The 23,828-nt window shown below is 65.4% G+C and carries 20 protein-coding genes and 1 riboswitch; of the genes, 13 read left to right on the forward strand and 7 right to left on the reverse strand.

Annotation, left to right across the window (positions count from 1 at the left end):
- Positions 1-157: 157 nt before the first annotated feature.
- Entirely contained in the window at positions 158-1,471 is a 1,314-nt protein-coding gene (locus tag MVA47_RS13375; RefSeq protein ID WP_247208292.1) for a reverse transcriptase family protein, read from the forward strand.
- A gap of 70 nt (positions 1,472-1,541) precedes the next feature.
- Positions 1,542-1,961, forward strand: coding sequence for a hypothetical protein (locus MVA47_RS13380; RefSeq protein WP_247208293.1), 420 nt, complete (start codon positions 1,542-1,544; stop codon positions 1,959-1,961).
- Between the two features lie 28 nt (positions 1,962-1,989).
- On the opposite strand, the gene MVA47_RS13385 is transcribed toward MVA47_RS13380, so the two are convergent.
- The gene (locus MVA47_RS13385; RefSeq protein ID WP_023962068.1) at positions 1,990-2,454 is read right to left on the reverse strand and encodes a tRNA (cytidine(34)-2'-O)-methyltransferase; all 465 of its coding nucleotides are present in this window, start codon (positions 2,452-2,454) and stop codon (positions 1,990-1,992) included.
- Positions 2,455-2,524: 70 nt separating this feature from the next.
- Between MVA47_RS13385 and MVA47_RS13390 the strand changes: the two genes are divergently transcribed.
- From MVA47_RS13390 to MVA47_RS13410, 5 genes are all read left to right on the forward strand, one after another.
- A complete protein-coding gene (locus tag MVA47_RS13390) occupies positions 2,525-3,133 on the forward strand; it encodes a pentapeptide repeat-containing protein (RefSeq protein WP_247208294.1) in 609 nt (202 codons plus the stop codon).
- Positions 3,130-4,233, forward strand: a complete 1,104-nt coding sequence (locus MVA47_RS13395) for an SMP-30/gluconolactonase/LRE family protein (protein WP_247208295.1) — start codon at positions 3,130-3,132, stop codon at positions 4,231-4,233. Before MVA47_RS13390 ends, MVA47_RS13395 begins: the two co-directional genes overlap by 4 nt.
- A gap of 64 nt (positions 4,234-4,297) precedes the next feature.
- Positions 4,298-5,170, forward strand: a complete 873-nt coding sequence (locus MVA47_RS13400; RefSeq protein WP_247208296.1) for a bifunctional methylenetetrahydrofolate dehydrogenase/methenyltetrahydrofolate cyclohydrolase — start codon at positions 4,298-4,300, stop codon at positions 5,168-5,170.
- A 13-nt stretch (positions 5,171-5,183) separates the two neighbouring features.
- The gene (locus MVA47_RS13405; protein ID WP_247208297.1) at positions 5,184-5,540 is read left to right on the forward strand and encodes a DUF3017 domain-containing protein; all 357 of its coding nucleotides are present in this window, start codon (positions 5,184-5,186) and stop codon (positions 5,538-5,540) included.
- Between the two features lie 179 nt (positions 5,541-5,719).
- Positions 5,720-7,189 carry an Hsp70 family protein gene (locus MVA47_RS13410; RefSeq protein ID WP_247208298.1) on the forward strand — a complete coding sequence of 490 codons (1,470 nt, stop codon included), beginning with the start codon at positions 5,720-5,722 and terminating at the stop codon, positions 7,187-7,189.
- Between the two features lie 39 nt (positions 7,190-7,228).
- Here the strand turns inward: MVA47_RS13410 and MVA47_RS13415 are convergent, their stop codons facing one another.
- Together MVA47_RS13415 and MVA47_RS13420 are read right to left on the reverse strand one after the other, a co-directional pair.
- Positions 7,229-8,371, reverse strand: a complete 1,143-nt coding sequence (locus tag MVA47_RS13415) for a homoserine O-acetyltransferase (RefSeq protein WP_247210758.1) — start codon at positions 8,369-8,371, stop codon at positions 7,229-7,231.
- Positions 8,372-8,391: 20 nt separating this feature from the next.
- On the reverse strand, positions 8,392-9,708 hold the full coding sequence (locus MVA47_RS13420; protein ID WP_247208299.1) for a bifunctional o-acetylhomoserine/o-acetylserine sulfhydrylase: 1,317 nt from the start codon (positions 9,706-9,708) through the stop codon (positions 8,392-8,394).
- A gap of 56 nt (positions 9,709-9,764) precedes the next feature.
- Positions 9,765-9,878, reverse strand: a riboswitch (SAM riboswitch).
- A gap of 289 nt (positions 9,879-10,167) precedes the next feature.
- Here MVA47_RS13420 and MVA47_RS13425 point away from each other — a divergent pair.
- The 5 genes from MVA47_RS13425 (at position 10,168) to MVA47_RS13445 (ending at position 15,345) form a co-directional block, all read left to right on the forward strand.
- The gene (locus MVA47_RS13425; RefSeq protein ID WP_247208300.1) at positions 10,168-11,436 is read left to right on the forward strand and encodes an MFS transporter; all 1,269 of its coding nucleotides are present in this window, start codon (positions 10,168-10,170) and stop codon (positions 11,434-11,436) included.
- A gap of 64 nt (positions 11,437-11,500) precedes the next feature.
- The gene (locus MVA47_RS13430; RefSeq protein WP_247208301.1) at positions 11,501-12,307 is read left to right on the forward strand and encodes an exodeoxyribonuclease III; all 807 of its coding nucleotides are present in this window, start codon (positions 11,501-11,503) and stop codon (positions 12,305-12,307) included.
- Positions 12,308-12,340: 33 nt separating this feature from the next.
- Positions 12,341-13,390: a tryptophan--tRNA ligase gene (gene trpS, locus MVA47_RS13435; protein WP_247208302.1), complete on the forward strand. Its 1,050-nt coding sequence runs from the start codon at positions 12,341-12,343 to the stop codon at positions 13,388-13,390.
- A 53-nt stretch (positions 13,391-13,443) separates the two neighbouring features.
- Complete coding sequence (gene yhjD / locus MVA47_RS13440) at positions 13,444-14,487, forward strand: inner membrane protein YhjD (RefSeq protein WP_247208303.1); 1,044 nt, start codon at positions 13,444-13,446, stop codon at positions 14,485-14,487.
- A gap of 48 nt (positions 14,488-14,535) precedes the next feature.
- Complete coding sequence (locus MVA47_RS13445; RefSeq protein WP_247208304.1) at positions 14,536-15,345, forward strand: SDR family oxidoreductase; 810 nt, start codon at positions 14,536-14,538, stop codon at positions 15,343-15,345.
- A 23-nt stretch (positions 15,346-15,368) separates the two neighbouring features.
- Here the strand turns inward: MVA47_RS13445 and MVA47_RS13450 are convergent, their stop codons facing one another.
- Both MVA47_RS13450 and MVA47_RS13455 read right to left on the reverse strand, forming a co-directional pair.
- Positions 15,369-16,436, reverse strand: a complete 1,068-nt coding sequence (locus tag MVA47_RS13450; protein WP_247208305.1) for an NAD-dependent epimerase/dehydratase family protein — start codon at positions 16,434-16,436, stop codon at positions 15,369-15,371.
- Positions 16,437-16,482: 46 nt separating this feature from the next.
- Positions 16,483-17,820, reverse strand: coding sequence for a D-alanyl-D-alanine carboxypeptidase family protein (locus MVA47_RS13455; RefSeq protein WP_247208306.1), 1,338 nt, complete (start codon positions 17,818-17,820; stop codon positions 16,483-16,485).
- Between the two features lie 127 nt (positions 17,821-17,947).
- Between MVA47_RS13455 and MVA47_RS13460 the strand changes: the two genes are divergently transcribed.
- A complete protein-coding gene (locus MVA47_RS13460) occupies positions 17,948-19,099 on the forward strand; it encodes a beta-mannosidase (protein WP_247208307.1) in 1,152 nt (383 codons plus the stop codon).
- On the opposite strand, the gene MVA47_RS13465 is transcribed toward MVA47_RS13460, so the two are convergent.
- Positions 19,096-22,338 carry a glycosyltransferase gene (locus MVA47_RS13465; protein WP_247208308.1) on the reverse strand — a complete coding sequence of 1,081 codons (3,243 nt, stop codon included), beginning with the start codon at positions 22,336-22,338 and terminating at the stop codon, positions 19,096-19,098. The two genes, MVA47_RS13460 and MVA47_RS13465, sit on opposite strands and share 4 nt — an antisense overlap.
- Positions 22,335-23,828: a hypothetical protein gene (locus tag MVA47_RS13470; protein ID WP_247208309.1), complete on the reverse strand. Its 1,494-nt coding sequence runs from the start codon at positions 23,826-23,828 to the stop codon at positions 22,335-22,337. The genes MVA47_RS13465 and MVA47_RS13470 overlap by 4 nt, the downstream gene beginning before the upstream one ends.

Raw genomic sequence — 23,828 nt, forward strand, 5'->3', positions numbered from 1 at the left:
GGCGGGGCGAGAGTGGGTTCACCGAACCCGTCTCAGGGGCAACCCCTGGGTGCATCTCACAGTTGGTATCAGCGTCCGACGCCGGCAGGCACGCTCCGCGTGCTACCCGGCGCCGCAGACGAGAGTTCTGGTCGCCCCGCCGCCGCGCATCTGCCTCATGACCACCGACTCGACCGATCAAGGCGACTCCACCGACTCCGCACATCCTGACGATCTGGGTGGCCTCGGCCCTGGGATCCGGATCCCGGCACGGTCGCTCGACCTGCTCATCAACCGGCTCGAGGTGGATCCGCGGTGGTCGGTCCATGCGCTGGGCGACATGCTGGCGGCCACGACGGCGCCTGCCACGGCCACGGCCCTGCTCGGCCTGCTGCTCGAGAGGTTCCCCGAAAGGCCCGAGCCGGAGGCCGTCCGCAGGGCACTCTGGTCGATGGTCATCGAGAACCGCAGCCAGGTCTTCAATGAACCGCCGACGCCCGAGATGACGTTCGGTCTCACACCGCTGGCCGACGCCACCGATGTGGCGCGCTGGCTCGGCCTCACGGTGGGCGAACTGGAGTGGTTCGCCGATCGAGGTCACTGGCTACGCTCGAAAAAGACTGCGCTCGTCCATTATCGGTATGTCACGATCCCCAAACGTGACGGCGTCAGGGTGATCGAGGCGCCAAAACCCCATCTACGCGAGATCCAGCGCCGGATACTCCGAGAGATGCTCGATCGCATCCCACCGCATCGCGCGGCGCAGGGATTTGTCGCGGGCCGGTCCACCGCGAGTTTCGGCTGGCCCCACTCCGACCGCAACGTGGTGTTGCGGGTCGATCTGAGGAACTGCTTCCCGACCATCACCTCGGCGCGGGTGCGCGCAGTTTTCGCAGCCGTCGGCTACCGGAGGACAGCCCGGCTCTTGTCCGAGATATGCACCACCGCAACACCTCCCGATGTCCTTCGAGGTCTCGACTTCGCCCACGCGTCACTACTGCGGGGGCGACATCTCCCGCAGGGTGCCCCGACCTCGCCGGCCCTGGCCAACCTGGTCATGCGCACCATGGACCGCCGGATCTGGGCTTATGCCCGGCACAACAACCTTCACTACAGCCGTTACGGCGACGATCTGGCCATCTCGGGCGACGTCATGGACGCCGGGAAGGTGCTCTGGACGGTGCTGCGCATCATCGCCGACGAAGGCTTCACCGTTCACCCGGACAAGACGAAGATCATGTACTCGCACCAGCGGCAGCAACTCGCGGGGCTGGTGGTCAACGACAGGCCCAGGGTCGGCCGGGTCGACTACGACAACCTCAGGGCATTGCTGCACAACGCCATTCGCACGGGGGCGCACGCCCAGAACCGAGACGGCCATCCGCGTTTCCGCGAGCATGTGTACGGCAGGATCGCCTGGATCGCAGCCACCAGCCCAGCCCGGCGAAACACGTTGCTGGCCATGGCCGAACGGGTTGATTGGGATCGCTAGCCCATGGCCGGCAGGGGTGGGCACGTTCGGCGGCCTGTCTTTACCGGCCCGCAGCGACTAGCCTCGGTAGATGACGCGCAGCAACTATTCGAACAATCTCGACCGCCAGACACCGGGCGCTGCCGAGACCACCGACAGCGAGAACTCGCTGGACACTCAGATCGCGATTGTCTGGGCGCTCGAAGACGGGTGGCAGGGTGCTGACTCGCTGGCCCCGAGCCCGCAAGCCAAAGAGTTCTACGAGATCTACCGCGATGGTCTGCCCAGTTCTTACTGGAACGAGTCGGCGCCGAGCGCAACCGTCGACGGTGGTTTGCACCTCGGATGGGAACGCGGCGACCACATCTATTCCGCCGACATCCTGCCCGGCGGCGAACTGGTCTTACGGGTGACCGCACCTCATGAGTCGGACAACGCCGAACTCCGACTGGATCAGCCGACAGCGGGAATGCTCCGCCGTTTCGTGATGCGTGGCCTGCCGATCGACTGACGTCGGACCAGCCCGACCGCCCCGATCGCTAAACCGCCCCGGCGAAACCGTGCTGTCGCCATGCCTCGTACACAACGATGCTCGCCGCGTTCGCGAGGTTGAGGGAACGTCGGCCGGCCAGCATGGGGATGCGGACACGTTCGGTCACGTGCGGGTCGGACATCACCTCCTCCGACAGCCCGGTGGGCTCTGGACCGAACAACAGAACGTCGCCGGGTTGATAGTGGATGTCGGTGTAGAACGTGTCGGCATGGGCGGTGAAGGCGAAAACCCGTTGTGGGGCAAGCGCACCCCAGGCAGCGAACAGGTCCTCGTGCACGGTCACCGACGCCATGTCGTGGTAGTCGAGCCCGGCACGCTTCACCTTGGGTTCGGACAGGTCGAATCCCAGCGGTTCCACCAGGTGTAACTGACACCCGGTGTTGGCCGCCAACCGGATCGCGTTACCGGTGTTGGGGGGTATGCAGGGCTCGTGGAACAGCAGTCGGAACACTCGTCAAGCTTGACTCACCGCCATGGAGGACTCTTCGGCGGTGTCGCCGTGGCGGTGTAGACATGCACTCATGAGCGATGAGGCCACCGTGGACGAACGGTTCGATTTTGCCGACCATTCCGGCGAGGAATGGATCGGCCGACAGTTCGTCGGATGCAGTTTTGTCGAATGTGACCTCAGCGAGCTCTCCACGGAGGGCACAACATTCACCGATTGCGACTTCACCGGCGCGAGTCTCGCCCGCTCCCGGCATCGGTCGAGTGCCTTCCGGAACTGTCACTTCGAGCGCACCCATCTCAACAAGGTCGAGATGGCCGACTGCAGTCTGGTCGGCTCGGTCATCACCCACTCGCGGGTCCGGCCCCTGACGATGATCGACTGCGACATGTCGCTGATGTCGATCGGCGGTCTGGACATGTCGGGCGTGGTGCTCCGGGGATGCCGCCTCCGGGAGGCGAACCTGACCGAGTCCATCTTGATCGGGGCGGATCTCTCCGGCTCAGATCTCACCGGGATCCGGGCTGTGGGTGTCAAACTCGGACAAGCGAACCTGCGCGGTGCGCGATGCGATCCGATGCTCTGGCTGCAGGCGTCGGTGACCGACGCCTCGGTCGATCCCGACCAGGCCATGGAGTTCGCGGTGGCACACGGTCTGCGGATCGGGGGAGGAGACTTGTGACCCACACACCTGGTGAGGCCCGGAGGCCTGGCAACGAGCACAACAGTGCGCTGAAGAAGCCGGTCATCCACCCGGTGGCCTGGACGCCACCTCCGGTGAACACCGCGGGCTGGCCGGCTCCGCTCACCCCTGAAGTCACGGTGATCACCCTGGACGACGATTCACCCGAGGACGTCGTCGTGGACCGCGAGGGACGGATCTACACCGGTGCCATCGGCGGCAACATCATCCGCATCGACCCGGTCGACCACTCGCGGCAGGTGGTGGCGAACACCGGTGGGCGCCCCCTGGGTATGGAGCTGCTCGGCGACCACCTGTTCATCTGCGACAGCGAGCGCGGCCTGTTGCACATGGACGTCCGGTCCGGACGCATCGACACCGTCGTCGACCAGGTCGATGGCGAACGGCTGACGTTCTGTTCCAACGTGGTGGTCACCGCCGCCACCGACGGCCCCGATCCACGTCCACTCGAGCTCTACGTGACCCAGTCGACCACCCGCCATCCGTATGAGATGTACATGGCCGACATCTTCGAACACTCGGGCGCGGGCAGACTGCTGCGCGTGGTGCTGAACGATCCCGGTGATCCGGGCTCTCACGATTCATCGACCTCACCCTGGTCGGGTACTGCCGACGTGGTCCTGACCGGTCTCCAGTTCGCCAACGGGCTGGTCCTGCACCAGGGTCGGCTGCTGATCGCCGAGACCGGCGCCTACCGGTTACGGTCCTTTGATCTGGAGACGCGGACCGATTCGGTGGTTCTCGACGGGCTGCCCGCCTTTCCCGACAACAGTTCGCGGGCACCGGATGGAGAGCACATGTGGCTCGCCCTCGTGGCCAACCGCAACGGCACACTCGACGCCCTGGCCGGCAGACCCGGTCTGCGCAAACTTCTCTGGCGGCTGCCGGATCGTCTGTTGCCGAAGCCGGTGGCACCGATGCGTCTGCTCAAGATCCATCTGGCCACCGTCCGGGTCGTCGCGGAGTACCGGGTCCCCGTCCCCGGGTTCGGTCAGAGCACGGGTGTGGTCGAACACAACGGGCGCGTCTGGGTCGGCGGGATCGAGGCACCCGCGGTGGCGTGGTTCGATCTCGAATGACCGCTCATCGACCCCGCGCGTGCCCCTGGCACCAGGTATCACCGGCGCCTGGAACAATGGCACCGTGAGCGCAGCCGTACTGGATGGAAAAGCCACCCGCGACGAGGTCTTCACCGACCTCAAGGCCCGCGTGGACAAACTGCGGGCCGCGGGGGTCACCCCCGGACTCGGCACGGTCCTCGTCGGCGACGACCCGGGCTCGCAGGCCTACGTCCGCGGCAAACACAACGACTGCGCCAAACTCGGGATCGCCTCCATCCGCAAGGACCTGCCGGCCGACATCACCACCGAACAGCTCAACGAGGCCATCGACGACCTGAATGCAGACCCGGCCTGCACCGGATACATCGTGCAGCTGCCGCTGCCGAAGCACCTCGACGAGAACGCCGCCCTCGAGCGGATCGACCCGGACAAGGACGCGGACGGTCTGCACCCGATCAACCTCGGCCGGCTGGTCCTCGACGGTTCCGGAACCTCGTCCGACGCGCCACTGCCGTGCACCCCGCGGGGCATCCTGCATCTGTTGCGGCGCTACGACATCCAGATCGCCGGTGCCCACGTGGTGGTGGTCGGCCGCGGAGTCACCGTCGGCCGCCCCATCGGGCTGTTGCTGACGCGGCGTAGCGACAACGCCACGGTGACCCTCTGTCACACCGGCACCCGGGATCTGGCTGCCGAGGTCCGGCGCGGCGACATCGTGATAGCCGCCGCAGGCGTGGCCGGGCTGATCACCGCCGACATGGTGAAGCCGGGCGCTGCCGTGATCGACGTGGGCGTGAGCCGCACCGATGCCGGTCTGGTGGGAGATGTCGCGGCAGATGTCTGGGACGTGGCAGGCCACGTATCTCCCAATCCGGGCGGTGTCGGTCCACTCACGAGGGCGTTCCTGATGGCCAACGTCGTGGAACGCGCAGAGTCCGCGCTTGCACAGCGTTGATCGCCGACAGCAGATGACGCCCAGATCGTCCGACACCCGAGGTGGGGCCGATCGTGCCGCACGGAACCGTGCCCGGCGGCTGCACCAGGTGCGCAGGCTGCGGTGGGTTCTCGTGCAGATCCCATTCATGGCCGTCGTCGCACTCGTCGTGATCGCAGCGGTGTTCCTGGTGTTCGACCGCTGGCGTCGTGGAGCCTTTGTCTTCGGGTCCGCTGCCCTACTCGCAGCCCTCTTACGTGCGATTCTGCCCAGTTCAAGGGTCGGTCTCCTCGAGGTGCGCGGACGATTCGCCGACGTCGTGGCCATGTCCTTGGCCGGCGTCGCAATACTGTGGTTGGCTACCTCGATCGACCCTTTGGGCACAGATTGATTACAATTGTGTCTGTTACTGCACCAGTCGGTTGACCTGAGCCGCGACGGTCGTTGTAGATCGTCGGCCAGGAGCCGGCCACGAAAGTGCTGGGGGGCACGCCAGGAGAGCTTGTCGCACGATGTGGAAGAACCGCATCCGCGCAGGCAGGCGACACATCAACAGTTCGGAAGAGAGCAATGAACACCTCGCTGGGCCTGTCCGCAGGCAGTGGAATGGTCCACTGCGTTCTGCTGACGACCGACGAGAGTGGTCGTGTCGATGCTCTGGGCCGGGTGATCGACGTCGACCCCACCGATGGACTGACCCGGGCAGGACGGATCAATTCCGGCATCGATCTGATGCTCACCCAGGCGCGAGAGCGCGGCGACCGCGTCGCCACCATCGGCGTCGCCTACCGAACCGATGAGCATGCCCGGGAAATCGCGTCCAAGGGGACCGGCGCCAAACGTCAGATCCAGTTGGTCGCGGAGACCGAGGCCGTGGCGCACCAGCTGATCAGTACGGGCGAGATCAGTCGCTTCAAACAGGTGGTGGTCGTCGACCTCGGCGACACCGGGATGGGCATGTACTGCCTCGAGCCGTCGAGTCGTCGCATCACCGACTACCAACGCAGCGAATCGGTTGCCGGTATCGCGCTGGATTCGCTTATCGCCGATGACGTCATGGGTTCTGGCCGCTTACGCGGACGGCGCAAGTCCACGGTGCTGAGCGCCTGCCGTACCGCCAAAGAGGAACTGTCCAGCAAGGATTCGACGGCGCTGATGGTCGGCAATCGCGCCGACCCGGTGACCGTCACCCGCACCTCGCTCGAACGGCTGACCGCTCCGATGGCCGAGCACGCCGCACGCGTGGTCGGCGATTACGTGAACGGGCCGCATGCCTCTGGGGCAGAAGCAGTAGTGCTCGTCGGCGGCATTGCGAACATCCCGATCTTCCGTGACCTGATCGTCGACGCCGCCGGTCTCGAGGCAGTTCTGCCCAAGGGGCCGGAGTCGGTGGCGGCCACCGGCGCCGCGAAGATCGCGGCGCGGGGACGTGGCGGTGCCGATCTCGCGTTCATCGGTGGCCGGCGCAGTCGCGACTGGCTCTCGGCTGCGCCGCTTGCCGTGTTCGGGGCCTTGCTTGCCGGCGCACTGATGACCGTGTACGCGGTGGGTTCGTCGTTGGCGGGCAATCCGAGTACTCCGGCGTCGCAGCCACCCACGTCGTCCACCACGACCACCACGGTGGCGCCCACGACCACCGTCGATGTCTCCGGTCCGCGCGTGAGCACACCGGACCGTCCACCCGCGCAACCTCAGCCGGTGACGATCACCACCACTGTCGATCCGGCACCACCGGTCGCCGGTGGAGGTGGCGCCGGTGGCGCCGGAAACTCGGACCCGGGTTGGGCCACAACCGAATTGCCGGCGGGTACCGGGCCGTCCCGGCCGTCGACGTCCACGTTGAGCCCGTCGCTGTGGCCGTTCCCGTTGCCGTCGCTCCCGTGGACCCCCACACTGGTTCCGCCGACAAGTAATCCGACCACACCGCCTCCGGGCAGCACGGCCATCGAGCCCCCGCCCGCCATGACACCGCCCGCCATGACTCCGATCGCCCCGACGACGATCCCAGACGCCATCGCGCCTACGCCTCAAGCGCGCTGATCACCTGACGGGAGTCCGGCAGGAAGGTGTAGGGCTGAGTCAGCGCCGCGCCAGATCGACGGTTTTCTTCAGAAGCTCTGAGACCGAATCGAATTCGGTCAAGAATCCGTCGTGGCCATTGGCCGAATGCACAACGTGCAAGCCGTCGACGCATCCCGGCATCAGCTCGGCCAACTCGACCTGCTGACGGATCGGGTACAGACGGTCGGAGTCGATACCGCCGATGATCACCGGCACCGCACAGCTGCGCAGCGCTGCCTCGACGCCGCCGCGACCGCGGCCGACGTCGTGGTGGTTGAGGACCTGCGAGAGCACCACGTAGCTGCCGGGATCGAACCGCTGGACCAACTTGTCGGCCTGGTGTTCGAGGTAGCTCTGGACGGCGTAACGGCCACCTTCGAGTGGATTCTCTTGTCCTTGCGGCGAATTCGCGAAGCGCTCGTCCAACTCGAGTTCGTGGCGGTAGTACATGTGCGCAATGCGCCGCGCAACTCCCAATCCCGCGGTCGGCCTGCGGCCCGTGCCGTGATAGTCGCCGCCCTGCCAGTCGGGATCGGCTTGGATGGCGGCGATCTGGGTGGTCTGGGTGCCGATCTGGTCGGCTGAGGCCCGGGCGCCCACAGCCAAGATGAGTGCACTGCGCACTCGTTCGGGGTAGCCGATCACCCACTCGAGCGACCGCGCGCCGCCCATGGATCCACCGAGGACCGCTGCGACGGTGTCGATCTCGAGGGCGTCCATCAATGCGACCTCGGCCCGGACCTGATCGAGCACGGTGATCTGCGGGAAGCGTGAACCCCACACGCGCCCTTCGGAATCGAGTGATGCCGGGCCGGTGGACCCCCGACAACCGCCGAGGACGTTGGCCGACACCACGCACCATTCGTTCGTGTCGACGGCGGCGCCCGGACCGATCAGCCCATCCCACCAACCAGGGGAGGGCTGACCGGGTCCGGCCGGGCCGGTGACATGGGAGTCACCGGTGAGCGCGTGTAGTGCCAGCACCACGTTGTCGCGCGCTTTCGAGAGTGTGCCCCACCGCTGGAAGGCGAGTGTGACGTTCTCGATGCGTTCGCCGTTGTCGAGCTCGATGGGCCCCACCGACACACTGGTCAGCTTCCCGTCAGGCAGCGACTCCCAATCCGGGTGGATTCGCGGGGGCGTGTGCGGGTCGGTGCTCAATGTCGGCTTGGGGCTCGTCGTCACTTGGCTGCGGCGAAGCCTGCGTCGAGGTCGGCGATGATGTCGGCGATGTTCTCGATGCCTACGGCCAACCGGACCAGCCCTGGGGCGACACCCGCGGCGAGCTGCTCTTCCGGCAGCAGCTGCGAGTGGGTGGTGGAGGCGGGGTGGATCACCAGCGAGCGAACGTCGCCGATGTTGGCGACATGGCTGTGCAGGGTGAGTCCCTCGACGAACCGTTTACCGGCATCGACGCCACCGGCGATCTCGAAGCCGATGATGGCGCCCTGGCCGCGCGGGGCGAGTTCCTGACCCCGCTTGTACCAAGGCGACGATTCGAGGCCGGCGTACGCGACCAACTCGACCTGGGCGTGCTCGGAGAGATACTCGGCGACGGCCTGAGCGTTGGACACGTGCCGCTCCATCCGCAGGCTCAACGTCTCCAGACCCTGCGCGATGAGGAAGGCGTTGAACGGCGAGATCGCGGCGCCGGTGTCGCGCAGCCACTGGACCCGGGCCTTGAGCGCGTAGGCCGGTGCGCCGAGGTCTGCGAACACGGCACCGTGGTAGCTGGGGTCCGGGGTGGTGAAGCCCGGGAACAGGTCCTTGCCGTCGCGCTGTCCACGCCAGTCGAAGGTACCGCCGTCGACGATCACGCCGCCGATCGCTGTGCCGTGGCCGCCGAGGTACTTGGTGGCCGAGTGGACAACGATGTCGGCGCCGTGGGCGAGGGGATTGATCAGGTACGGGGTCGCGACGGTGTTGTCGACGATGAGGGGCAGGCCCGCCTCGTGCGCGACCGAGCTGATTCCCGGTAGATCAAGAATCTCATTGTTGGGGTTGGAGATGGTCTCACCGAAGAATGCGCGGGTGTTCGGCTTGATCGCCGCGCGCCAACTGTCGAGATCCTCGGGATCCTCGACGAAGCCCACCTCGATGCCCAGCTTGGGCAGTGTGTAGTGAAAGAGATTGTAGGTACCGCCGTAGAGCCGCGGGCTCGACACGACGTGCCCGCCGTTTTCGACGATGTTGAGGATGGCGTAGGTCTCGGCGGCCTGACCGGACGCGACCAGGAGAGCGGCGACGCCACCCTCGAGTGCCGCGATGCGCTGCTCGACGGCATCCTGCGTCGGGTTCATGATGCGCGTGTAGATGTTGCCGGGTTCGACGAGTCCGAAGAGGTTCGCTGCGTGCTCGGTGTCACGGAAGGTGTACGAGGTGGTTTGGTAGATCGGCAACGCCCGGGCCGAGGTCTGCGAATCGGGGCTCTGACCAACATGGACCTGCTTGGTCTCGAAGCTCCAGTTGTCGGCGGGATTGACGTCAGTGTCAGACATGGCGAACTTCTTCCTTCATGGTCGGTGGTGCATCCAACTGTTGGGTCCGACCTTCGGACCCGCGCTTGCCGCGGCGAAAAACCGCTGGCCTGGTCATCACCCGGAGCACCCCACCGCGGTTGGAGGGTTGCCGATCAGCGAGCCGGGGCTTGTCGCTGATACTCATGACCTGGCGATAAGGATATAACACGCGTCACCCGGCCAAAAAAGCATCCTGCGCAGACTGATTCTGACCTTGCGTAACAGCACTTTTTGCCTGCTTGCCCGCGGTGATGCGGCGGGAGTCGACATCTTCGTGAAGAGGCGTCAAGGCCGCGCTCGGCAACGGCCGACGTCCATCGCCCGGCTGTGGGCGAGTTCACCCCACCGCAGGGAATCATCGCGGTGGCCACGCAGTTGATTCCTGGGTTGCCCGGCAGCGTCGCCGCCTCACCCCAAGCACCCTCGAGAGGATGAACCATGTCTGCCGTCAGTACCCCTGTTTCCACTGCGAACCCGCAGGGATGGCGGGAATGGCGGGGAAGTCGTCGCAACGCAGTCCTGGCTCTTGCCCTGGGCGCTTTCGGGATCGGCACCACCGAGTTCGTGGCGATGGGACTGCTCCCGTCGATCGCGGACTCCCTCGGGACCACCGAACCCACAGCAGGACACGTCATCTCCGCCTACGCCCTCGGTGTCGTCGTGGGTGCACCGCTGATCGCTGCGCTGACCGCCCGGATGTCCCGGCGCACACTGCTGATCGCCTTGATGGTGGCCTTCACCATCGGCAACGCCGCCACAGTGCTCGCCCAGAGTTACGGCATGCTCATGGTGGCCCGCTTTGTCGCAGGCCTTCCCCACGGCGCCTACTTCGGGGTCGCGGCTCTGGTCGCCGCACACCTCGCCGGCCCGGATGCACGGGCCAAGGCGGTGGGGCAGGTGATGCTGGGCCTCAGCGTCGCCAACGTGATCGGCGTCCCTGCCGCCACCTGGCTCGGCAGCGCTCTGGGATGGCGCGCCGCATTTGTCGTGGTGGTGGTGATCGGGCTGCTGACGATCGGTGCCCTGTCGGTGTTCCTGCCCACGTTGTCCGGCATGAAGATCACCAACCCCATCACCGAACTGGGCGCTCTCACCCGGCCTCAGGTGTGGTTCACGCTGTTCATCGGCATCGTCGGATTCGGCGGGATGTTCGCGTTCTACACCTACATCAGCACCACGCTGACCAGCGTTTCCGGAGTGTCCGAGTCGTTCATCCCCATCGCACTGATGCTGTTCGGCCTCGGCATGGTCACCGGCAACATCGCCGGCGGTGCACTTGCCGATCGCGGTGTGGTCCGGGCCATCTTCATCGGGCTGGTGGCGATCACGGTGGTACTCATCTTGTTCGCGTTGCTCGCCAGCAACCCGTGGGCCGCCCTGGTGCTCACATTCCTGATCGGTGTCAGCGGGACCGCGCTGACACCGGCGTTGCAGATCCGTCTGATGGATGTCGCCGAGGACGCGCAGACGCTCGCCGCTGCGCTGAACCACTCCGCACTCAACATCGCCAACGCCGGAGGGGCCTGGCTCGGCGGTCTGGTGATCGCGGCCGGGTACGGGTACCGTGCGCCGTCTCTGCTCGGCGCCGGGTTGGCAGTGGCGGGTCTGCTGGTCCTGGCTCTTGCCCTCGCGTATGCCCGGCGCGTCCGGGCCAAGGCTCCGGCCCTTCCGCAGACGGACGAACTGGTCACGGTCGACGCACGTTGACCCGCGCGAGGAGTTCGCGGACCGCCGCCGGTGATGTCGTGGCCCGCACGTAGGGTCGTCGGACGTGACGACAATCGTGACCACGATCAACGCAAACGGCATCCGGGCGGCGGTGAAGCAACGCTCCGAGCGCAACCTGGGACTGTTGCCGTGGCTGCGCGACACCGACACCCACCACGTGCTGCTGCAGGAAACCCGGGCCACCGAAGAGCAGGTGGTCGAAGCACTCGCCCCCGCCCTCGCCGACGGGTGGCATCTCGCTCTGAACGAGTCGACGGTCAAGGGACACTCGGGTGTGGCAATCTTGTCGCGCTCGGCTCCGGACCGCGTTCGTAAAGGTTTCGGCAGCAACGAGTTCGACAGCACCGGCCGGTACGTCGAGGCCGACTTCGGTGATCTGACCGTGGCCAGTCTGTACCTGCCCAAGGGTGCTTCGGACGGCCCGAAGCGCGAGGAGAAGTTCCGGTTCCTCGATGAGTTCGCTGCCCATCTCGCGGCGTTGTCGCGCAAACGCCGCGACGTGGTCATCGGCGGCGACTGGAACATCGCACCTACCGAACTCGACCTGAAGAATGCGAAGGGAAACGTCAAGAACCCTGGCTTCCTGCCCGAGGAGCGGCAGTGGGTCGCCGGACTGCTCGAAGCCGGCTGGGTCGACGTCGCCCGCGAACTGGCGGGTGAGGTGTCTGGCCCGTACTCGTGGTGGAGTTGGCGCGGCAAGGCCTTCGACAACGACGCGGGCTGGCGGATCGACTACCAGCTCGCGAACAAGCGACTGGGGCAACGCGCCACCAAGTCGTACGTGCACCGGGCCGACGCCTATGACCTCCGCTGGTCCGACCACGCCCCCGTCACGGTGGAGTACTCGTGAATCCACCCGCCGCAGAATGGAAGAATCACGCAGGTGACTGAAGCGACTACCGAGACCGCGGCAACAGAGCGACGCAGACGCGTGCTGTCGGGTATCCAGCCGACCAGCGATTCGTTCCATCTGGGCAATTACCTGGGTGCGGTTCAGCAGTGGGTCGCCCTCCAGGACGAGTTCGAGGAAGCCTTCTACTTCATCCCGGACATGCACGCCATCACCGCAGCACACGACCCCAAAGCGCTGCGTGACCGGTCGCGCCGCAGTGTTGCCCAACTGCTCGCCCTGGGCGTCGATCCGGATCGCGCGACCATCTATCTGCAGTCCCACGTGCCGCAGATCGCACAGGTGACCTGGGTCCTGTCGTGCATCACCGGATTCGGCGAGGCCAGCCGGATGACTCAGTTCAAGGACAAGTCGGCGAAGCAGGGTGTGGACCACGCGAGCGTGGGTCTGTTCACCTACCCGATCTTGATGGCCGCCGACATCCTCACGTTCGGGGTGGACCAGGTCCCCGTCGGCGAGGATCAGCGCCAGCACCTCGAACTGACGCGAAACCTGGCGCAACGGTTCAACTCCCGCTTCGGCAAGACGTTTGTGGTGCCGGAGGCCTACATCGTGGCCGAGACGGCCAAGATCTACGACCTGCAGAATCCGACGGCCAAGATGAGCAAATCCGCCGAATCCGATTCGGGCCTGATCAACCTTCTCGACGATCCCAAACGCTCGGCCAAGAAGCTGCGCTCCGCGGTGACGGACAACGGTCGCGACATCGTCTTCGACCGGGAGAACAAACCAGGGGTGAGCAACCTGCTGACCATCCAGTCGGCACTGACCGGCAAGTCCATCGACGATCTCGTCGCCGGGTACGCCGACCAGGGTTATGGCCAGCTCAAGGTGGATACGGCAGAGGCGTTGAGCGAGTTCGTGATTCCGCTGCGCGCGCGATTCGATGAACTGATGGCCGACCGCGCCGAGATCGACCGGGTGCTGGCCGCCGGGGCCGATCGTGCCCGTGACGTCGCCTCGCGCACCTTGCAGAAGGTGTATGACAAGGTCGGATTCGCCGCTCCGGTGGCACCCGACTGACCAGACGCTCGCCAGAGGCCAAGGGCTCGACGGACGAACGGAACGGGGATTCGATGTCCACTCCAGAGACAGACAAAGCGCCCGAAAAGCCGTCCTTCCTGGACAGGCAGCGCGCGCAGCGGCCCTGGCTTGATCACCTGGTGGCCGCGGGCACGCGTTACCAGAACAGCAAGGGGGACTTCTTCGCTGCGGGCGCAACCTATTTCAGTGTCTTCGCCTTGTTTCCGCTGCTGATGATCGGGTTCGCCACCGCGGGCTTCGTGTTCGCGGGCAACCCCGACCTCCTGGACAAGGCGAAGGACGAGATCGCCGAGTCCGTCGACGGCAGCATGAGTCAGCAGCTGACCGATCTGATGGACCAGGCGATCGAGTCACGTACCACGATCGGAGTCGTCGGGCTGGTGGTCGCGCTGTACGCAGGACTGGGGTGGATGGCCAACCTGCGCAACGCACTGACCGTCCAGTGGGGACCCGAGCCGGAGTCCGCAGGGGTGGTGAAGACCAAGCTGGCCGACCTCGGTGCGCTTGCGGGACTGTTCCTCGCGATCGTCCTGACGTTCTCCCTTTCGGCATTGTCCAGCAGCGGACTCACACTGAAGATCCTCGAGTGGTTGAGTGCCGACGACCTGCCCGGGGTGTCGGTGGGCATCCGGGCCGTGTCGTACGTGTTGTCGATATTGACGTCGTGGTTGCTGTTCACCTGGGTCATCGCGAAGTTGCCCAGGGTGGCATTGCCGCTCCGGAACGCGGCCAAGGCCGGCCTGCTGACAGCCGTGGTCTTCGAGATCTTCAAGTTCGTTGCCTCGTTCTACCTGAAATCGGTCCTGACGGGTCCGGCGGGGGCGACCTTCGGGCCGATCCTCGGGATCATGGTCTTTGCCTTCATCACCACACGGATCATCTTGTTCGCCACGGCGTGGGCGGCCACTGATCCGATCAATCGCAAATTCGAAACGACGCGGGTCCCCGATCCGGTGGTCATCAGTCCGCGGGTCGACGTCCGCGATGGCTTGTCCCCGCGGGGCGCCGCGGCTGCCATCGGGGCGGGAGTCGTCGCCGCGCTGGGCATCTCGGCATTGCGGGGACGCAGACGCTGACGGTGTCAGCACCGATTGACACCGTGCGGTATCGGGTACGCACACGTCATGACGAATTCGCCCAGCACACCAACCGGTAAACCACTTGCCCTCGTGACCGGCGCCTCGAGCGGAATCGGTTACGAGCTCGCCGCACTCTTCGCTGCAGATGGCTACGACCTCATCGTCGCTTCCGACAGCGAGAAGATCGACACGGCCGCCGAGCGTCTCGGTGAGACCGGTGCTCATGTTCGGTCGGTCACCGCCGATCTACGGACCGAGGACGGCGTGGCGCAGGTCTACGCAGCTGTCGCGGCAGACGAACGCCCCTTGGCCGCAGCGGCGCTCAACGCAGGTGTCGGGCAGGGCGGCGCCTTCCTCGACACCCCGCTGCCCGACACCATGTCGGTCATCGACCTCAACGTGAAATCGACGGTGCATCTGACCAAACTCGTCCTCGAGGACATGGTGCGGCGCAATGAAGGCAAGCTCCTCGTCACCTCGTCGATCGCTTCGACGATGCCGGGGCCGTATCAGGCGGTGTACAACGCGTCGAAGTCCTTTGTGCAGTCGTTTGTCGAAGCGCTGCAAGGGGAGTTGAGTGACAGCGCGGTCACCATCACTTCACTGATGCCGGGTCCCACGGGCACCAATTTCTTCCATCGGGCGCGGATGGACGACACGAAGATGGGGCAGGCGAAGAAGGACGACGCCGGCGAGGTGGCGCGCCAAGGTTATGACGCGATGATGGGCGGGAAGCGCAAAGTGGTGGCCAGCTCCATCATGTCGAAGGCAATGGCAGCGGTCGACGCTGTGACGCCGGATGCGGCGAAAGCAGCAGCGCACAAGTTCTTGGCCCGGCCGGGGTCGGGACGCTGACGCGGGCCGGATGAGCTTGTCGCTCAGGCCTTGTCGCGGGTGGCCACGCCACGGCCGCTGAGTACCCTGCCCACTTCGCCGATGAGGTTGCGGCGTCGCAGCGGGGGGCTCGCCCCGTCCTCGGATTCGAGCACGGCATCCACTGCTTGTGCGATGGTCTCTGTTCCGCTGAACCTGGGAGCCCAGTCGAGTTCGTGCCGTGCGCGGGTGCAATCGAGAAGGGGTACCTGGTAGGCCAACTCGATCCAGCCCCGGTCCACCGGTTGCACGTGCAGCCGCCACGACAGGGCAACAGCGCCGGCGACCACCGGCTTCGGAACGTGAACCAGACGGGCGCCCAGCGCCGTGGCGATGTCGGCCGCGGTCACCGGCGGATCGGCGGCGAGGTTGAAGGCGCCGTGAGCGCGTCGATCGATGATGGTTCCGATCGCGACGGCAACGTCGCGCGCATGAACCGCGGGGATGGTCAACGAGCGATCCAAGGGCACTATCGGGATCATCTTGAGCAGGCCTGCGGGGAAGTAGCCTGGGAGGGCGTACCGGAGCAGTTCCGCGCCGATTCCTCCTTGGCCGATGAAGCCGGGTCGAAGTCTGGCAACGGGCGGGGTGTTCGGATGTGTCTGCTCCCACTCGTCGATCGACCGTTCCGCGTCGACCTTGCCGATGCTGTAAACCGACTCTTTGACGCCGGATCGTGACCACGATTCATCGACAGCGCGATGATCGTCGACACCGCTGTACACCGCGCCCGATGACATGTGCACCAGGTGGCCGATGCCGACGGCCGCGGAGGCGGCGAGCACATTGCCGGTGCCTTGCACTCCGGTTGCACGCAATTGGCCCACGCGATGCGACGGCTGGAATTGCCACGCCAGATGGACGACCACATCGACGCCTTCGAACGCCGCCGTCAGTTGTCGGACCGCATCCCGGCCACCGACGTCTATCGCAATCCATCGGGCGCTGTCGTATGGCGGTACCGACTGGGGAATCCGTCGCGCGATCCCGATCAGGTCATGTCCGGACTCGGCAAGCTCGGACAGGAGTGCCGTGCCCAGGTTGCCGCTGGCTCCGGTGATGGCGATACGCATGCCGCAGCATTACCCCGCGCGTTCTGATCGCAACCGGGCCGAGATGTCAGCGCCGCCTGTTCACCCGTGTCCCGGCGTAGACCAGCCCGATGACAACCAGTGCTCCGACAAGCCCGATGGTGATCCGAGCGGTCCATGACGACCGGCCCGAATCCTGCACGGATGGGGACCTGGCCGCGTCGTCTTCGTCGGTGCCACCGGAGTACTCCACCGAACTCGGTGATGCGGGATCGTCGGTGAGCGAGCCGACGAACAGATCCGATGACTGGGCGAACCCGTAATCGAGCATCGCCTCGGCCTGTCGCCAGAACGAGCCGTAGGAGTCGTTGAGGCCGTACATCTGGACAACAAGAATGGTGCGTCCGTCCCGCTCCGCCGCGCCCACGAAGGTCTTTCGGGCATCGTCGGTATAGCCCGTCTTGCCTGCCACGGTGCCGGGATAGTCGTACAGCAGCTGGTTCATGTTGTAGAGGTCGATGCCGGGATCCCCGGCAGGAGTCGACTGTGTGGTGGTCTCGGTGACCGCGCCGTCGACACTCTGGTCGGTGGGGGTGGGCGTCGGCATCCCTGGGTAGCCGGGAAACCTCATCTGCGTCTGCTGCGAGATCTCCACGAAGTCGTCGTTCTCCAGGGCCTCGGCGAAGATGAGCGCCTCGTCGTACGGGGAGCTGCTCATCCCGGGACCGTCCAGACCGGAGGCCGACGCCGCGCGTGTGTCCAGGGCACCCAGCTCGCGGGCTTTGGCGTTCATCTTGTCGACTGTTTCCTGCGGGCCGCCGAGTGCGCGGGCCAGGGCGTTGGCGCAGTCGTTGCCGGACACCATCATCAGACCTGCCACGAGTTCACGCACGGTGTAGACACCACCCGGCCCGACACCGGCAGCATCGCCCTCGACCTCGTCGTCCTCCTGCGTCCCGGTGACCGTGTCGTCGAGATCCAACTCGTCCAGAACCACCAGGATCAGCAGGACCTTGATGGTGCTCGCGGGACGGTACCGACCGTGAGGGTCTTTGGCCGCCAGTACCTTGTCTGCGGTCAGATCGGCGATCAGCCAACCTGCGGCGGTGAGTCCGGCGGGTGGGGGAGCCGCACCAGGGGCTGTGACCACGCCACATCCGCCGAGTGCTTCACCACCGACCGGTGGGCTGGGCACGGGCAGAGGTGCAGGTGAGGATGAGCCCGGCGGAACCACCTCGGATTCGTCGACAGGAGGAATCGGCAGCGTCTTGTACGGGCAGGTGTCGGTGATGGTCTCGGGTGCCGGAGCACCTGCGGTCGGTGTGCCCTGGATCGGCGCGGCCGTCGCCGCTCCCAGGCCGATGGAGCCGGGTGCCAGCAGCACCACCGTCGCCATAGCTGCGGCTCGCACCATCGGTCGTATCATCGCCTGCAGCGTACCGGGCACCAGACCCTTGCGCCTCACCTGCCGACGGGCGAACGATGTTCGCCGAACCAGAGTTTGTCAGTGGCAATGTTCGCCGAATTGTCGTTTATTTGACTAGGATTCGGAGATGAGCCGCGCTGAGATCAACGTTCCCGAGAGGCGACGTCGGCTGCCCCGCAGGTTCGTGTTGGCGGTTCTGGCCTCAGCTCTCGCCGTGGTCCTCGGTACCGCCGGATGTGGATCGTCAGACCGTGACTATCCAACGACGGACACTCCCCGTGTCGCCACGTCTGCCAGGGGATTGACCCTGGACGGAAAACCGTGGTGGCCCATCGGTTTCGCGGCCTATCAACTGGGTACCGATTGGCAACTCAACGAAGGTTGTGGCGCTCAGGTCGACCTGAACAAGTATTTCGCCGCGCTGCCCCCGAACGCGGTCACCCGGTTCAATCTCTTCTCGTCGTTCGCCAGGGACAAGGACACCGGTGAGATCGACTTCGGACGCCTGGACGAGATCTTCCAGGAGGCTGCCGACCACGACCAGATGCTCGTCGCGGTGCTCTCGGCGGGTGAGGGTGCCTGTGAGGACTTCGAATTCAAGGATCACTCGTGGTTCGCCGACCGCTGGGATGATCCCGCGACCGACGATTCGCTGATGACATATGCGTCCTGGCTGGATGCGGCGGTGGCCCGGTGGGGAAGCTCTCGCGCGCTCGCCGGGTGGGAATTGGTCGGGGAGGCCGAGCCGAGCAATTGCAACGACAGTCGGTGTTCGTGGCAGAACCGGATCTGTCCGCCTCGTTCGGCAGACGTGCTCCGGAAGTTCTTCGATGTCGCCGGTGCCCGGCTGCGTGCACTCGACCCGGACACTCCGATCTGGGCGGGGCTCGCAGGCGGCGGTCAGTGTGGTTCGCGCGGCGACGAGTACCAGTATGTCGCTGCATCGCCGGGGATCGACGTGCTCGACTATCACGACTACGGGCCGCGGGGTGAGCCGCTGCCGGGTACGGCGACCGACGGACTGCAGCGACGGATCCAACAGGCCGGTCTGGTCGGCAAACCGCTGGTGGTTGCCGAGATGGGCCAGATGGCGGGGTCGTGTGGGCCGTTGCAGGGCCGCGCGGACGACTTGACGCGCAAGATCACCGCCCAACGGGCAGCGGGCACTGCCGGTGCACTGTTCTGGGCGTTTGTGCCCGACCCCCGGCTCGGCGAGTGCACGCTCGACATCGGCCCCGGGGATCCCATCTTTGCCGTCATCCGGGCGTTGAGTCCCTAGAGCGTTGGAGCTTCCTCAACCCGGTAGACCCGCCAATCGGGCTGATCCTCACCGTCATTGGGTACTTCGAGCTCCAGAGTCGCGATGTCGGCGCCGGTTTCGTACAACGTCGGATACCGCAGGTTCACCGCGTCGGACTCGCCGCGACCGGTGTTGGGCACCGACAACAGGTATCGGACCTGATTTCTGCTGGGGTCGTTCAGGTAGGCGGTGAAATCCAGATCAGAGGGGACCACAAAGGTCTTGGGCTTTCGAGATGCGGCGACAACAGCGAATCCGTAGACGGTGTCGGTCAGCACCGAGCCCTCGGGCAGGTCGAGGCTGTCGAGATACTTCGCCAGCTCTCGTTCGGTGGAAAACGTCGACGCAATGCGGTGTTCGGTTGCCTTGCGTTCGCTGACGTTGTCCGGGTCCGGGTCGAGTACCGCACCCAGCGCGTACTCCTGCGGGGCATATTTGGGTTTGCTCATGCCGTACGCCGAGGCGGGCACGGTGATCGCCACCAAGACGACGGCCACTGCGAGTCCAGGCCAGGTGCGGGCAGTACCCACCCGGTGGCGAGCGGGCGAACGACGGGCCTCCGGTGGTTCCGGTGCGTATTTGCCCCGCCGTTTTGTGATCGTGCACGCGCGCGCAGGGACCAGCAGGATGGCGAGCGTGGCGGCCAACGGGATCGCGACGATGTAGAACCGCAGGAAGCCAAAGGTCGATCCACTGGCATAGCTGTACCCCTGGAAGCCCAGAACGCTACCGAACACCACGATCGGCACCAGCAGCGGAGCCCAGTCGCCACGCCACCATCCGGCGACTCCGGCAGCGAGGGCCAGCGGGATCAGCGTCGGTGCCAGGAGCACAGTGGAGACCACTGCGAACTCGACACCGGGCACGAAATCTGTTCCACCGCCGTCGGACTGCTGGAGAATCGCCGAGTTGCCGTACTGGGAACTGAACTGTGCAAACGCCTGGCCCGTGATGAGCCAGCTGCTCGCAGCCCAGCCGATGAAGGCGAAAAAGCCCGGTGCGGCGACCAATCCACCGTCCAGCAGGGCTCGTCGCCATCGCAGCCGCGGCGAGGCGCGGATGGCCGTGGTCGCTGCGACGAGCAGCGAGGCACAGGCGATGGCGGCGACGGCGTCATAGCGGGTGAGGTAGCCCAGCCCCAGCGAGATGCCGGCAGCCGCGAGGTGGTGTACGTCGTCGTCTGTGGTCCAGGCGATCAGCCGGCGCACCGCCCAGCACACGAAGAACACAAACGGCGCCTCGCTCATACCGTTTGATCCGTAGAAGACGATCATCGGGTTGAACGCGAACAGTGCCGTGACGATCAAGGCGAACGACCGCGGCAGTCCACGGTCCGCGGCAGTTGCGAAGATCTGTACCGCGGCACCGGACATGAAGGCCGCCGACATGAGCACCCCGGAGAAGGCTCGTTCGGTCAACGGTGCCCACAGTGGGCTGAATGCCACTGCCGGCAACTGGATCAGCGAGGTCAGAGGCGTGAAGACGAAACCGATGGCCGCGACGTGCGGATCGCGACTGAACAGAACGGTTTGTGCCGCAGACACCCGGGACAGCGAGTCGCCGATGATGAATCCTTCACGCACGCACAGTACGTAGCCGACCACCACGTAGACGGCGAGACTCACGAAGTAGATGGTCCGGCCGAGTCCGCGATCAGACATTGCCGCCCGCCGCGTCGGGGGAACCTGGCTCGGTCCGTTCGTCGATGCGGCTGCCGCCGTATCTGATTGTCCGACACCGGAGTCGCTGTCCGGCTTCGCGGACAAACCGTGGAAGGTCTTCTCCCAGTACGAGGGATTGCGAATCAGCTGGTAACACCCTTTTGCCGAGGCCACACTCATCATCACCCAGTAGAGCGGCACGGTGAGGGCAGGCAACAGCAGATCGGGACGATCGTCTTCGCGCAGCGCGATCAGGTTCATGTAGATGGTGGCGCCGTTGCCGAAGATCAGCGACACCAGCGCGGGGAAATAGATGTACCAGGGGAAGACTTCCCCGATGACCGCGGGCTGGCCGAGAAACCACGAGACGGTGATCAACCAGAAGACGAGATTGAGGCATGCGATGACGGGTGTACCGGCCAACAGCAGGGTGAACCGGATGAAACTCACGGTGCCGATCGCCCGCCACAGGCCCACCGGGCGCCGGACATGCACCAGCCAGGTCTGCAGATAGCCCTTGTACCACCGTGATCGCTGGCGGACCCAGTTGATGGGGTCGCTGTTGGCCTCTTCCAGAGTCACCGAATCGATCACGGCGGTGCGGTAGCCGGTCTCGGCGATGCGGACACCGAGGTCGGCGTCTTCGGTGACGTTGAACGGATCCCACGCACCGATCTCGCGGAGTACCGAGCGTCGGAGATGATTGGACGTGCCGCCCAACGGGATCGGGGCTTTGCTGCGCATCAGGCCCGGCAACAGGTATCCGAACCACAGTCCGTACTCGGCGGTGAACCACCCGGTGAGCATGTTCTGCCTGCCGTTGTGGAACGCGAGTTTGGCCTGGACGCACGCCACCGAATCGTCCTCTGAGGCAAAGGCTGCCACCACGCGCCGGAGCTGAAGGGGATCGGGCAGGTCCTCGGCGTCATAGATGGTGACGATCTCACCGGTTGCCAGGTGCAGACCGTAATTGCAGGCTTTCGGTTTGGTTCGGGGGTCGGCCGCCGGGACCAGCACGATGGTGATCATCTCGACGTCCTGACACCCCTCGGCCGCCGAGATCGTGACGTCGTCATCGGCCTCGAGCAACAACAGGACCTGCAACTTCTCCGACGGGTACTCGAGTGCGGCCATCGCGCCGATGAGATCGGCAACCACCTCTGGTTCGTTGTAGGCGGGTACCAGGATGGTGTACAGCGGGAGGTCGGCGTCGGGGATGGCCCGGGCCCGTTCGTCGCTGATGTTGATCGGGCCCGATGCCAGCCCTCGCCGGAACAGCAACAGCCTGTCGATCATCGACCAGACGTAACCGAGGGTGCAGACACCGATCAGGGCAGTTGCTGTCGGAATGGGTTGCCAGATGGCGAACCCGACAACCACCACGAGGAGCCCGATCAGGAAGTTCTTCTGCCATCCCAGAACTGCGATCGACGCCGATCTGAGCGGATCGGCCTCACGGAGCCCCTCGATGGCATCGTGCAACGCCGCGGCCTTGAACTCCTCGCTCAGTTCACCGGGAACCGAGGGCCCCGTGGGGTGCTCCGGTGGTCCCGTCATGCGGGTACCTGTTTCTTGAGCGGCGCGAGCTGCGCCTCGACCAGGTCTCTACCGAACTCGGTGAGCAGCCCCTCGTCCTTGAACACGGGGTCGTTGTTGGTCACCACGGAATTGCCGCGGAGCAGCACGGTGAAGACCGTGTTGAGGTTGCTGATCAGTGCGTTGGCCGGCTCGGGGAACGGTGCGTTCGCCTCGTGGTTGTCGACGGTCAACACGGTCACGCGCTGTGCGGCGCCGCCGTTTTCCCAGGTCCACGTGAGTTTGGTCCAGGTGACGAGCAGCTTGTCGTCGACCACCGCGTACATCCGCCCGATAATCCCGTTACCGAGGTTGACGTCACGTCCTGCACTGGAGCGGGTCTGCGACATGTCGTAGAGGACGTTGTCGGGGTAGATGGCGAACGAGATCGGTCGCCGGCTGGTGACGCTGTCGACCACCACCTCCCGCGGGCGGGACAGCTTGTCCCACTCGAAGTTCCCCTCTTCCGCGAGCATTCGTTGCCGGATGAGGACCGAGTTGGTGCCGAAGAACCTTTTGACCCAACGGTATTCGACTGTGCTCGTCGTCTGCCACTGCGGAGGGGAGATGAGCGGTGTACGGAACGCGAGGCCGTCCACCTGGCGTACCGGCGGGAGGTTGGGAACGGGAAGGGTGATGAAGGCCAGAAGGATTGCGATGACCGCGACCACCGGCACCGATCGCCACACCTCGCCTGCGGTCAACGGATTGATCGACCGCTCGAGCGGGCGTTTCTGCTCTCCTCGCCGCGAGTAGAAGTAGAGACCGAGGCTGACCACCACCGTCGCGGTCAGGGTGGGGGTCTGCTGATATACCATCATCGGCGCATTGGGGTAGAACTCGATGAGTACCAGCAGGATTGCGCCACCGACCGCAAACGTCAACGCCGCGCCGGTCACCGCGCGCCGCCAGGTGCGTCCGACGGCGATGGCGGTCGCGAACGCAGCGAGTCCGAGAGCGACCAGCCCCGCGATCTGACGGCCGCCCCCAAGTGTGATCACCATGATCCGATAGGGCAGCGGGAACATCAAGAGCAGCAGGAGCCAGACCCACGCGAACCGGGTGACAGGCCGAAGACCGAACAGCATGATGCTGGCGCTGATGAGGAAGATCCACATCGCGAGCAGATCGAGATGGAGAAGGCTGAAGTCGTCCGAGTATCGGCGCAGCAGAACGCCTTTGATGAGCAATGCCAGTACCAGGCCCATGAAACCGACGATCACGTCCGTCTGCCGGTCGTGGATCGGCAACTCGCCCGTGCGTCGCCGAGCCACGCCTTGTGCCGCCAGCAACGCCAGCCACGGGACCGAGAAGACGTAGCCGATCAAACTACCCGAGTACGCCTCTTCCGAGATGTTGAGCCACGTCGAGTAGAAGGCGATGAACGTCGCGGCGAGGATGATGGCCCATCGCAGCGCGATTCGCGACGCGGGGTGCCACCGCGAGAAGATCGATCCGGACGACGCCGCCAC

The organism is Williamsia sp. DF01-3 (assembly GCF_023051145.1).
Lineage (GTDB): Bacteria > Actinomycetota > Actinomycetes > Mycobacteriales > Mycobacteriaceae > Williamsia.